The organism is Cedecea sp. Ae19-4 (assembly GCF_059801165.1).
The window spans coordinates 1,421,373-1,433,438 of record NZ_JBCHWG010000001.1; the positions used below are offsets into that span (position 1 = coordinate 1,421,373).

Consider the following 12,066-nt stretch of genomic DNA (forward strand, 5'->3'; position numbering starts at 1 on the left):
ATGGAAAAAAATGCCCTCGTGATGAGGGCATTTTTGTTACTGCGTAGGCTGGGGCCGCTCTTCCAGCGCCACCGGCCAGCGGCGGAACACCAGAATGGACCAGACCAGCGCGATAAGCGCCGGAATCGCGCCGATAAAGCCGATATCTGACATGGAAATATGCAGGCTGACCTGGTTCCCCACCAGCGCGCCCGCGCCAATGCCGATATTAAAGATCCCGGAGAACAGCGACATCGCCACGTCGGTGGCATCCGGCGCCAGGGCCAGGACTTTAACCTGCATCCCCAGGGCCACGATCATAATTGAAATGCCCCAGAACAGGCTGAGCCCGGCAAGGGTGAGTTCGCTTTGCGCGGCGGGCAACAGAAGGACCAGACAAGCGGCCATCAGCGCAATCGCGCCGGACACCAGCCCCGAAGCGTATTTATTCCCCCATTTGCCAAACAGCACGCTGCCGATGATGCCCGCGCCGCCAAACAGCAGTAAAAGCAGGGTGGCGAAGTTAGCGCTAAGCCCGGCAATTTGCTGGACGAAAGGTTCGATATAGCTGTAGGCGGTGTAATGCGCGGTGACCACCACCGCGATTAAGGCATAGATATTGACCAGCGCCGGGCGGCGGAACAGTTTGGGCACGCTCGACAGCGAGCCAGAATGCTCGCTCGGCAGTTTGGGCAGCAGTTTCATCAGGCAAAACAGCGTGATGGCCGCCACGACGCCAATGACGAAGAAGGTGGTACGCCAGCCGAAATACTGCCCGACGATACGCCCGATCGGCAAGCCCAGCACCATTGCCAGCGCCGTGCCGGTGGCGAGCAGGCTTAACGCCTGCGCTTTTTTGCCCGCCGGAGCCATACGAATGGCCAGGGAAGCGGTAATCGACCAGAAAATGGCGTGGGCGAAAGCAATCCCAATGCGGCTGATGACCAGCACGGTAAAGTTCCAGGCGAGGAACGACAGCACGTGGCTGGCAATAAACAGCAGGAAAATGCTAATCAGCAGGCGGCGACGTTCAACCTGGCTGGTCATCAGCATAAAGGGCAGCGACATCAGGGCCACCACCCAGGCGTAGATAGTCAGCATGATCCCGACCTGCGCGGTTTCCATGCCAAAGCTTTGCGCAATGTCGGACAGCAGGCCGACGGGCACAAACTCGGTGGTGTTAAAAATAAAGGCGGCGACGGCGAGAGTGACGACCCGCAGCCACGCCGTTTTGCGTGAAACGGTAGCAATTGTCATAAGGGAATATGCAGGTAAATAAGGGGTAGGAATGGGGCGATCATAAAACCATCAGATCGACGACACAACCCATTTTGTGATTTATGTCTCATTTGGGGCTGGCGCCTGGGTACGGTAGAAAAAAAACAGCACAGTTCGGGCGAGTATGTCATGGTAGAGGTGAAGAAAATAACAATGAAAAGCAGGAGTAACGCCAATGCAAGCAATTGACTTTTATATGGTAGACGCCTTCGCAGACGCAACGTTTGGCGGCAACGCGGCGGCGGTTTGCCCGCTCAGCGAATGGCTGCCGGATGAAACGCTGCTGAAAATGTCGCAGCAGCATAATCAGTCGGAAACGGCTTTTTTTGTGACCACGGATGAGGGCTTTGAGCTGCGTTGGTTCACCACCCAGGGGGAGATCAACCTTTGCGGGCACGCTACTCTGGCGGCCTCCCACGTTATTTTCGAGCATCTGGATTACCCGGAGGCGACGATCCGTTTCAGCACGCGTTTTGTTGGCCCGCTGACCGTGACGCGTAGCGGTGAGTGGCTGACGCTGGATTTCCCGGCCTGGGAAACGCAGCCGATTGCGCCGCTGCCCGAGCTACTGGCCACGCTGGGTATTAGCGAGTGTAAAGAGATGCGCGTCGGGCGTGATTATATGGTGGTGCTGGAAAGTCAGGCGCAGGTTGAGGCGATTCAGCCCGATATCAGCGCCATGATCCCGCTGGAGAAAATGGTCTGTATTACCGCCGCAGGCGAAAGCGAGTATGACTTTGTCAGCCGCTTCTTTTGCCCGGGAGAATCGGTGCCGGAAGATCCCGTCACCGGCTCCGCTCACAGCATGCTGATCCCTTACTGGGCGGATAAGCTGAATAAAATCCATCTGCTGGCGCGGCAGGTCTCTTACCGCGGCGGGGATCTGCGCTGCCAGTACAAGGGCGACCGGGTGTTGATTGGCGGCAAGGCTGTGACCTATCTGGTGGGGAAAGTGCTGCTGCGTTAACTTGCCGGGCAAAATTCCCCGGAATTAATGAATGCAGTTCATAAAGGCTAGCACGTCGGAGGCGATTATTGATGAATCCGGCCGTGCTAGCCTTATTGCATTCCATTATTCAGGAGAAAAACATGCCTTCTTCCCAGGACGTTATTGTTGTTATCGGCAGCGGATCGATTGCTCAGGCGATTGCCCGCCGCGTCGGCACCGGCAAACATATTTTGCTGGCCGATATCACGCCGGAAAATAGCCAGACCGCGCAGCAAACGTTGCAGCCGGCGGGTTTCCGGGTCAGCACCACCGTGGTTGATGTTCGCTCGCGGGAATCGATTCAAAATCTCGTGAGTCTGGCTTGTGGCCACGGAGAAGTAAAGGGCGTGATCCACACCGCCGGGCTTTCACCTTCCCAGGCTACCGCTCAGGATATTCTCCGGGTCGATCTTTACGGGACGGCAGTGGTGTTTGAGGCGTTTGGGAAGGTTATTGGCGCGGGAGGTTCCGGGGTGGTGATTGGCTCGCAGTCCAGCCACCGGCTGGATGTGGACGCGCTGACGCAGGCCGAGGCCGACGAGCTGGCAACGCTGCCGCCGGAAAAGCTGCTGGAATTACCGCGAGTCAAAGCCATTGACGACAGCCTGTATGCCTACCAGGTGTCAAAACGGGGCAATGCGCTGCGGGTGATGGCCGAGGCGGTAAAATGGGGGCGGCGAGGCGCGAGAATCAACTGCATCAGTGCCGGGATCGTGTATACCCCATTGGCCTATGACGAGCTGAACAGTGTCGAACACGGGGAGTTCTACCGAAACATGCTGGCGAAATCCCCGGCGGGAAGAGGCGGCACGCCGGACGAAATTGGCGCCCTGGCTGAGTTTCTCTTTGGCCCGAACGGCACCTATATCAGCGGGAGCGATATCCTGATCGACGGCGGGGTGACCGCCGCTTATAAGTATGGGGATCTCAAGGCTTAGTTAAGGCACCTGCGAAGGCAATTCCAGCAGCGAGATAAAAGCATCCAGCTGGCGGGTTTTGGCGTCTCTGCGCCACAGCAGCCAGGTATCAAGATAGCGCTTATCCTCCGGCAGCGGCCAGGTGCTCACCTGATGGCTGCCCGGCATACTCTCCAGCATACTCCGTGGCATCAGCGCCAGCCCCGCGCCGGCAATCACACAGGCCAACATCCCGTGATAAGACTCCATTTCGTGGATCTTGCCCGGCATAGCCTGGCTGTCGTGAAACCAGCTCTCAAAGTGACGGCGATAGGAGCAGTTGGCCCGGAAAGCGTAAATACTCTCGCCGTTCACGTCGGCCCCGCTGAGAATAGGGGCATGATCGGCGGGCGCGACGACGGTCATCTCTTCGCGATACACCGCCAGGCCCTCAAGGGACGGATGCAGCACCGGGCCGTCAACAAAGGCGGCGGCGAGGCGGCCTTCGAGCACGCCGTCAATCTGGTCGCCTGAAGGCCCGGTGGTGAGAGAAAGGTGGATTTTCGGGTAACGCTGGTTAAAGTTTGCCAGTACGCCAGGTATGCGCACCGCCGCCGTACTTTCTAACGAACCCAGCGCCAGCGGGCCCTGAGGTTCATCGCCGGACACCACCATGCGTGCTTCATCCACCAGCGCCAGAATACGCTTGCTGTAGGCCAGGAAGCTGTGGCCGGACGGGGAGAGCTTCAGGCGCTGGTTCTCGCGAATAAACAGCGCCACGCCTAAATCGGCCTCGAGCTGCTTGATGCGGGTCGTGAGGTTCGACGGGACGCGGTGTACCTGCTGCGCGGCGGCGCTGATGCTGCCGGTTTCAGCGACGGCGTTAAACATTTCCAGCTGAGTGAGGTCCATAGCTTTCTCAAATCGTGAAGGGTTTGCTTAGTATTATTCATTTTTAAACTTTGTGCCTCAAGGCTACTGTTAACATCTCATTCACCTGTCGAGGCACCACCATGCAATCAGTAACCGGGCAAACCCACGCCATTTCACGCAATCCCGCTACCGGTGAGCGCATTGCGGTTTATCCTTTTGAGAACGCCGCCCGGATTGATGCCGCCCTGGCCCGTAATCAGCAGGCTTTTAACGCCTGGCGCGTTACCCCGCTTAACGAACGTGCGCAAAAGCTGCGTGATTTGGGCGCGGCGGTGCGTAAACACGGCGAAGCAATGGCACAAATGATTACCGCCGAGATGGGCAAGCCTATTTTGCAGGCGCGCGCTGAAGTGGCGAAATCCGCTAACCTTTGCGACTGGTATGCCGAGCACGGCCCGGCCATGCTGGGGGCGGAAGCGACTCAGGTTGAACACAATAAGGCGGTGATTGAATACCGTCCGCTGGGGCCGATCCTGGCGGTAATGCCGTGGAACTTCCCGCTGTGGCAGGTGCTGCGTGGGGCGGTGCCGATTCTGCTGGCCGGTAACAGCTATATTCTGAAACATGCGCCAAACGTGATGGGCTGCGCAGAACTCATTCGCCAGATGTTTGTTGACGCGGGCTTTGTGCCTTCGCTGTTCGAACTGCTTAATGTGACGCCGGAAGGGGTCAGCCAGGCGATTAACGACCCGCGTGTGGCTGCCGTCACCGTGACCGGTAGCGGTAGAGCAGGTGCCGCGATTGGTGCCCAGGCAGGTGCCGCACTGAAAAAATGCGTGCTGGAGCTGGGCGGGTCCGATCCGTTTATCGTGCTGAATGATGCCGATCTCGACGAAGCCGTGAAGGCCGCCGTGGCAGGGCGCTTCCAGAACACCGGGCAGGTTTGTGCCGCCGCGAAACGCTTTATCGTTGAAGAGGGAATTGCCGCTGCCTTTACCGACCGCTTTATTGCCGAGCTGAAAAACTATGAGGTTGGTACGCCGCAGGAAGAAGCTAATCGCATTGGGCCGATGGCACGCTACGATCTGCGTGATGAACTGCATGAGCAAGTGACAATGTCACTTAAGCAGGGCGCAAAACTGCTGATCGGCGGGGATAAACTGCCTGGCGAGGGCAACTACTATGCGCCGACCGTGCTCACTAATGTCACGCCAGAGATGACCGCGTTCCGCCAGGAGCTGTTTGGCCCGGTGGCCGCGATTACCGTCGCCCGCGACAGCGAACATGCCCTTGAGCTGGCAAACGACAGCGATTATGGCCTGTCCGCGACGGTTTATACCGCGAATGAACAGCTGGCGCTGGAGATGGCGGCACGCCTCGAATGCGGCGGAGTGTTTATCAACGGCTATAGCGCCAGCGATCCGCGCGTGGCGTTTGGCGGGGTGAAAAAGAGCGGGTTTGGCCGCGAGCTTTCCCATTTCGGGCTGCATGAGTTCTGTAATATTCAGACCGTGTGGAAAGACAGGCGCTAGCTTAGCCCGCCTGACGTCGGTTTGCCGGGGAGGAATAATGCTTGTTTTCTCCGGTAAGGGCAGACGTTATGCTGGTTTGTGCCCGCGCAATCAGTAAAAAGTAAGGCCGCCGTGAAGGTGGCCTTGTTTGTCATGAGAATGAAATAATTCTGTCATTTTCGCTCAGTACACTCGCGGCATCGTTGTGTTACTGAAGAAAATCATGAACATAAGTCAAATTTTTCGCCGTTTAAATCCCTTCAGGCTGCTTGCCCGTCGCCCTCGTGAGTTCGGGCTGCTGAGCGGGGTGGTTGGCGTTATCGCACTCTTTTCCGTGCTACAAATTCTCTCCACCGTGTCCCTGTCCAACATCCTGCACGAAACCCGCCAGAGCGTCCTCGAAAATAACCAGCTTCATCAGCAGCAGGTGGTCATGGAGAAGGCGAGAACCTCGCTGCTGATGACCAGTGACCTGCTGAACCGGGCGGGCGTTTACTTTATGCAGGACAAAGAGACCGGGTCGGTCGGCAGCTGGAACAGCCTGGTGGATGAGGCCGACGCCGCCCTGAAAGTTTCGCAGCAGAATTTTGCCGCCTGGCAGCAACTTCACCCGGCGGGCAGCGAGAGCCTGGCCAACAGCTATCAGCTGTTCTTCGGCGGATTGAAAGAACAGCTGGAAGGGATGCAAAAGAAGGCCTCCATCGATGCGTTCTTTGAAGTGCCGATTCAGGCTTTCCAGTCCGATTTCAACGAGCAGTACGCGCGCTATCAGACCGAAGGCGAGAAGCAAACAGCTGCGGCCAGCCACACATTGCTGGACAGCCTGAGTCAGGCGCAAACGCTGTTTATTATCGCGCTGGGTATATTACTGGTCGTGGCGATTGCCGTCTGGCTGGGCGTGGCTCGCTGGGTGATTCGCCCGCTGCGCAGCCTTATCGAACATTTACATATTCTGGCCGCCGGCGATCTGTCGCGGCTCCCCGCTGAGCGAAAACTGGTTAATCGCGAGGTGAAGCAACTGCACGGCAGCGTGCTGGAAATGCAGCAGGGCATTCAGCAACTGGTGCAAGAGGTGCGGGAATCCTCGGCCATTCTGTTAAGCAATATTGGCCAGCTTGCGGAAGGGAATAACGAGCTGTCTACCCACTCTTCACAGCAGGAGCAGGAGCTGGAGAAAGTCACGCTGCATATCACCGAGCTGGAATCCCGCGTACAGGAAAACAGCCAGTACGCTATTCAGGCGAACCAGCGCGCGGACGAAGCGCGTGAGATGGTGGCCGGTGGCGACCAGATGATGCACACGGTGAATACGTCAATGCAGGATATTGTGACCCGTTCCTCTGAGATGCGCGGCATTGTGGCGATGATTGATAACGTTGCTTTCCAGACCAATATCCTGGCGCTAAACGCCGCCATTGAGGCGGCTCATGCGGGCAACCAGGGGCGAGGTTTTGCGGTGGTGGCACGTGAAGTTGGCCTGCTGGCGAAACAGAGCAGTCAGTCGACCAGAAATATTCAGTCGTTGATCAATAACTCGCTGCAGGGTATTGAGCAAGGCAGCGAGGCCGTCTCAGAGCTGGAGGCGCAGTTGAAAAATGTGATTGCCCTGGTGACCCGCCTGAGCGGGCTGCTGAATGAAATTTCCAGCGCCTCCGTTGACCAGGGCGCCAGCGTGCATCACGTCACGGCGCGGATCACCACGCTTAATCAGGCGGTGAGTCAGACCGGGCTGCTGATTAAGGCCTCGGCTAATACCTCAAAACGTTTGCTGGATGAGTCCCAACGCCTTGAAAAAGCTGTCGCTCGCTTTCAAATGACCGCCTGAGTTCGTCTTATTATCGGCCCGTGGCTCTGGTATACTTTCGCCGCTTAACATATGCCTCAGGAGCGCACGGTGCCGGTTCAATTAAACAATCAGTTACTGGAAGAGATCCTCGACCAGGTTCGCCCTTTGCTGGGTCAAGGAAAGGTCGCGAATTATATTCCGGCGCTGGAAGAGGTTTCCGGCAATAAGCTCGGGATTGCTATTTGTACCGTGGACGGAGAGTTCTTCAGCGCCGGGGATGCGTCAGAGCGTTTTTCTATCCAGTCGATTTCTAAAGTGCTGAGCCTGACGCTGGCGATGGGTCGCTATGATGAAGCTGAAATCTGGCAGCGCGTAGGCAAAGAGCCGTCCGGCCAGCCGTTTAACTCTCTGTTACAGCTTGAGCTTGAGCAGGGCAAACCCCGCAATCCGTTTATTAATGCCGGTGCGCTGGTGGTATGTGACATGCTGCAAACCCGCCTCAGCGCGCCCAAACAGCGGATGCTGGAAGTCGTGCGGGCGCTCTCCGGTGCTGACGATTTAGTCTATAACACACGCGTCGCGCGGTCTGAATTTGAGCATTCGGCCCGCAATGCCGCGATTGCCTGGCTGATGAAGTCATTTGGTAATTTTGAGAATGATGTCATTACGGTGCTGCAAACCTATTTCCATTACTGTGCGCTGGAAATGAGTTGTCTGGAGTTAGCCAAAACGTTTTTATTTCTGGCCAATCAGGGGCGGGCTCTGCACATTGCTGAACCGGTGATCTCTGCTCAACACGCTCGGCAGATTAATGCGCTGATGATCACCAGCGGCATGTATGACGGCGCGGGAGAATTTGCCTATCGCGTGGGGTTACCGGGGAAATCGGGCGTGGGTGGCGGGATTATCGCCAACGTACCGAATGAAATGTCTATTGCCGTGTGGTGCCCGGAGCTGGATGCTTCCGGTAACTCACTGGCCGGGACGGCCGCGCTGGAAATTCTCTCTCAGCGCATCGGGCGCTCTATTTTTTAACCGACGCAGTTATTGCAGTAATAATAATCCCGGTATGCGCAACCATAGCACGCCAACCAGGCTAACGGTGGCCAGCACGGCCAGCATTATGGCGGTAATGATGAGTCGTTCCGCCCAGGGTGTTTTACGCATTTCAGCTCCGGGAAATCCTACGTTTATGGACTATAAGGCAGCGACGTTAAACATCGGTTAAACCTGAGGCTGCTAATTATTCCCCGGCAATAAGTCTGAATTTTTAGCCACAAAGCCTGCCGTTGACAAAAGGCGGGGGAGAAGGTGGCAAAAATTTAACTTATGGCTAATAGTTCATGCGGAACGCTGGCGAGTTGAGTGAATTTTCTTCTTTCTCTCAATGCCCTGGATTGTTAGCGGGATAAACATGCTAAGCTAATGCTTATTTTCGCAATCACCTGATGGCGCTATTTATTTTCAGCGGTGATGAATAGATATGAACCAGGATAGCATGGTTAATCGACCTAAGTTTTCATTCTTTTCCGCCGATAAAATGCTGTTAAATGCGATCAGTGTTTTTGCGCTTACCACGCTATTTTACTTCTTTGGCGCTTCGCTTCGGCTGGTTAACGATCTTTCGCTATTCTGGCCGCTGAATGCGGTGCTGGCCGCCATCTTTGTGCGTAATCCGTGGCTGAACAAAGCCATTTATTATTTTATTTGCTATGCGGCAATGCTGGTTTATGACGCCTTTACCACCCAGTGGGGCTGGCAGTCGACGATCATCAACTTTTCAAATATGGTGTTTATTGTCACCGCCGCCCGTTTATTGCTGCGCTATTCGCGCAATATGGATGAGAGTAACTGGGCGCTAAATGCGTTTAATATTTTTAACTTTTCGCTGATTGCCGCCATATTATCTTCATTATTTGGCGCGGTAGGATCGCTGGGGATAAGCGGCGATTACCATGAAAAGTTTATGCCGCTCTATGCTGACTGGGTGAGCGAGCAGTTTTCAACCGGCGTGCTGATGCTGCCCTGTTTGCTGACCGCCAGCTGGCCTTCCTGGCGGAGACTGACCGGTATCGTGCCGTCAGACATGTATCCGTTTTTTTCCGTGGTGATTGCAGTCTGCACGGCGATGATTATCGGCGGGGCGGGCAGCCTGGCGTTTCCGCTCCCTGCGCTTATCTGGTGCGCCATTCGCTACCCCCTCCCGGTTACTGCGCTGCTGACGCTGATTACCGGCGGGGTGGAAATTGTGCTGGTGGCCCACGCGGCAATTAATCTCCATTCCGAACAGCCGTTGTTGCTGGTCGATCAGATGTTCTCGGCGCGCCTGGGCATTGCCACTATCGCGATTTGCCCCCTGATTGTTTCCATCAGCGTGGATGCCATTAATCAGCTGATTAAGCAGACTTCGCGGCGTGCGGACTATGATTACCTGACGGGCGTTTATTCCCGTTCCGGGCTGTTTGAAGCACTCAAGCGCAGCGGGCGGCATCAACCAATCCCGCAAGAGCCGCTGCTGTGCGTGATGCTGCTGGATATTGATTTTTTCAAACGAATCAATGACAGCTGGGGCCACGAATGCGGGGATACCGTGCTGGCCTCTTTCGCCAGCAGAGTGCTGGACACCGTAGGTGAGCGAGGAATGGTGGCGCGCATCGGCGGGGAAGAGTTTGTGGTGGTGTGCCGGGTTCGGGATAACCAGCAGGGTTTTGAGATTGCCGAGCAGATCCGCAAAACGATTGAAGTCAGTACTTTTCACTACGAAGAACAATCGCTGTTTATCACCGTCAGTATTGGCCTGGCTGAGGCGGCGCTGGGTAATAACACGCTGGAAGCAACCTTTAATCAGCTTATTCCCGAAGCGGATAAGTATTTGTATTTATCGAAGCGGCAGGGGCGCAATAAAACCAGCGCGAGTAACGTGCACGCTGAAGTGTTTCCGGCCTCGCACATGCGTGATTCTTAATAGCCATGTTCACTTCGGATCCTTTATTATCGCGTAGTATGCCCGTGCAGTTTGTCGTGGCTGGTTCGTTTGCCTGAGATAGTTATGCGTACACCCGATCCTCACAAAAATGCCAGAACTCACGGCTCTCGCTTCGTTAATCGCATGTATATCATGCGTATGCTGGGGACGTTTCTGTGCTTCTTGCCCCTCTTTTCGGTGCTGACTGAGCAGCAGTCCTCTGTGCCAGTTATGGCGCTGTTGGTCGTTAACGCTTTTGTCTGGCCGCACGTGGCGCTGTTAAAAGCGCGCTTTTCTGCTTCTCCCGTCAAGAGTGAAAAACAAAACCTGGTGATCGACGCGGCAGCCGGGGGATTCTGGATTGCGATGATATCGCTCAGCGCGCTGCCGTCTGTAGTGATTGTCACCATTCTGGTTTCCGACCGGCTGGCCGCCGGGGGAAAACCGCTGATGAAGCGGGCGATGCTGGCAATCTTGCTTGCGTTTGGGCTGACCTGGATAAGCCACGGGATGCCGTTTAGTCCGGCGGTTTCTGCCCGGACAATGTACGCCACGCTGCCGCTGATTGCCGTTTACACTATCGCGCTCAGTATGCTGACGGCTTCGATAGCGCTGCAGCTGCGGGAAAAGAGCCGCGAGCTGGAAAACATTGCCATGATGGATCCCCTGCTGGGGATTGCCAATCGCCGCCTGCTGGAACGAAAAATCAGTAATGAGCTGGCGCGGTTGCGCATTGCCTGCGGCAGTTCGGCGCTGATGTTTATCGACATAGACAATTTCAAAGAAGTGAATGACCGTTTCGGGCATAAAGTGGGGGACGCCATTCTGATGGCGGTGTCCGACGTGCTGCGGATTGTCGCTCGCTCCAGCGACACGCCGGCGCGCCTTGGCGGGGACGAGTTTGTGGTCCTGATGCCGAATACCTCCCTGGAGGAAGCCGAAGGTATTGCCCAGCGGATCCTGCTGGAATCCATTAATGTTCGAGTCCTGCCTGAAAAAAATGCGTTCTGCACCCTGAGTATCGGGATTGCCTGTGCGACAAAACAGATGCCGGATGCCGCCGAATGGTTAAAAGCGGCAGATGATGCACTCTACAACGCTAAACGTGCGGGGAAAAACCGCATTTACGCCGCCTGAGTAATGATCATCTAAACTGTAAGCAGACCCTATGATGAGTCTGCACCGGAGGATGAGATGCTCGATACCACCCTGACCGACGAGCTGACGGGCCTGCTGAACCGTCAAGGCCTTATGTTTTTGGGGCAATACGCCACGGGGAGCGCTAACCGCCGGGCTGAGCCGCTTTCTCTGGTATTTATCCACCTTGACGGGATGGCGCAGATTAACGACAGTTTGGGCCATGAGCAGGGCGATCGTGCGCTGGTCGCTTTCTCAGAACTTATGCGTGCTTCTTTCCGTGAAACGGATCTGATCGCCAGGCCGGGCGGCGATGAGTTTGTTCTGCTTTTTAACGGGACGAATGAAGAAGGGGCATTTATCGCCATGCAGCACCTGCAGGGCAAAGTGACCGATTTTAATCAGCGAGCAGATAATCGCTGGATGCTCTTCTTTCGCTGGGGAAGCGCGGAGTACGACCCCCGGCGACATCTCAGCCTTGAGGATGTGATAGCTGAAGCCAGCCAGGCTGGGATAAAATTATGAAAAGCTACAGACGATCGGTGCAATCATAATTCCTTATGGTGGAAGGGAATTAACACCCTGAGTGGATATCTCTCCTGATGCGCTTTTATTGGCTGCAGCAAGGGGGAGATTCTATTCTGGAACGAAAA

Annotated in this window: 11 protein-coding genes; 8 read left to right on the forward strand and 3 right to left on the reverse strand. The window is 55.8% G+C overall.

Annotated elements, in window-relative coordinates; all coding sequences use genetic code 11:
- Positions 1 to 36 precede the first annotated feature (36 nt).
- Entirely contained in the window at positions 37 to 1,236 is a 1,200-nt protein-coding gene (locus AAIE02_RS06810) for a sugar transporter (RefSeq protein ID WP_166992588.1), read from the reverse strand.
- Positions 1,237 to 1,432: 196 nt separating this feature from the next.
- Between AAIE02_RS06810 and AAIE02_RS06815 the strand changes: the two genes are divergently transcribed.
- Positions 1,433 to 2,224, forward strand: coding sequence for a PhzF family phenazine biosynthesis protein (locus tag AAIE02_RS06815; protein ID WP_498532212.1), 792 nt, complete (start codon positions 1,433 to 1,435; stop codon positions 2,222 to 2,224).
- 122 nt (positions 2,225 to 2,346) lie between these two features.
- On the forward strand, positions 2,347 to 3,183 hold the full coding sequence (locus tag AAIE02_RS06820) for an SDR family oxidoreductase (protein ID WP_498532213.1): 837 nt from the start codon (positions 2,347 to 2,349) through the stop codon (positions 3,181 to 3,183).
- Here the strand turns inward: AAIE02_RS06820 and ptrR are convergent, their stop codons facing one another.
- Positions 3,184 to 4,053, reverse strand: a complete 870-nt coding sequence (gene ptrR / locus AAIE02_RS06825; protein ID WP_008459022.1) for a putrescine utilization regulator PtrR — start codon at positions 4,051 to 4,053, stop codon at positions 3,184 to 3,186.
- A 101-nt stretch (positions 4,054 to 4,154) separates the two neighbouring features.
- Here ptrR and sad point away from each other — a divergent pair, with 101 nt between their 5' ends.
- The 3 genes from sad (at position 4,155) to glsB (ending at position 8,346) form a co-directional block, all read left to right on the forward strand.
- Entirely contained in the window at positions 4,155 to 5,546 is a 1,392-nt protein-coding gene (gene sad, locus AAIE02_RS06830) for a succinate-semialdehyde dehydrogenase (RefSeq protein WP_008459020.1), read from the forward strand.
- Between the two features lie 202 nt (positions 5,547 to 5,748).
- Positions 5,749 to 7,350, forward strand: a complete 1,602-nt coding sequence (locus tag AAIE02_RS06835; RefSeq protein WP_498532214.1) for a methyl-accepting chemotaxis protein — start codon at positions 5,749 to 5,751, stop codon at positions 7,348 to 7,350.
- A gap of 51 nt (positions 7,351 to 7,401) precedes the next feature.
- Positions 7,402 to 8,346 (forward strand): glutaminase B, encoded by a 945-nt coding sequence (glsB, locus tag AAIE02_RS06840; protein ID WP_034809294.1) that lies wholly within the window; start codon positions 7,402 to 7,404, stop codon positions 8,344 to 8,346.
- Between the two features lie 9 nt (positions 8,347 to 8,355).
- On the opposite strand, the gene AAIE02_RS06845 is transcribed toward glsB, so the two are convergent.
- Positions 8,356 to 8,478 (reverse strand): hypothetical protein, encoded by a 123-nt coding sequence (locus tag AAIE02_RS06845; RefSeq protein ID WP_254902675.1) that lies wholly within the window; start codon positions 8,476 to 8,478, stop codon positions 8,356 to 8,358.
- Positions 8,479 to 8,794: 316 nt separating this feature from the next.
- Between AAIE02_RS06845 and AAIE02_RS06850 the strand changes: the two genes are divergently transcribed.
- The 3 genes from AAIE02_RS06850 (at position 8,795) to AAIE02_RS06860 (ending at position 11,938) form a co-directional block, all read left to right on the forward strand.
- Entirely contained in the window at positions 8,795 to 10,276 is a 1,482-nt protein-coding gene (locus tag AAIE02_RS06850) for a GGDEF domain-containing protein (protein ID WP_498532215.1), read from the forward strand.
- Positions 10,277 to 10,360: 84 nt separating this feature from the next.
- Complete coding sequence (locus tag AAIE02_RS06855; protein ID WP_336981109.1) at positions 10,361 to 11,413, forward strand: diguanylate cyclase; 1,053 nt, start codon at positions 10,361 to 10,363, stop codon at positions 11,411 to 11,413.
- A 57-nt stretch (positions 11,414 to 11,470) separates the two neighbouring features.
- Complete coding sequence (locus tag AAIE02_RS06860) at positions 11,471 to 11,938, forward strand: GGDEF domain-containing protein (RefSeq protein WP_498532216.1); 468 nt, start codon at positions 11,471 to 11,473, stop codon at positions 11,936 to 11,938.
- The last annotated feature ends 128 nt before the right edge of the window (positions 11,939 to 12,066 follow it).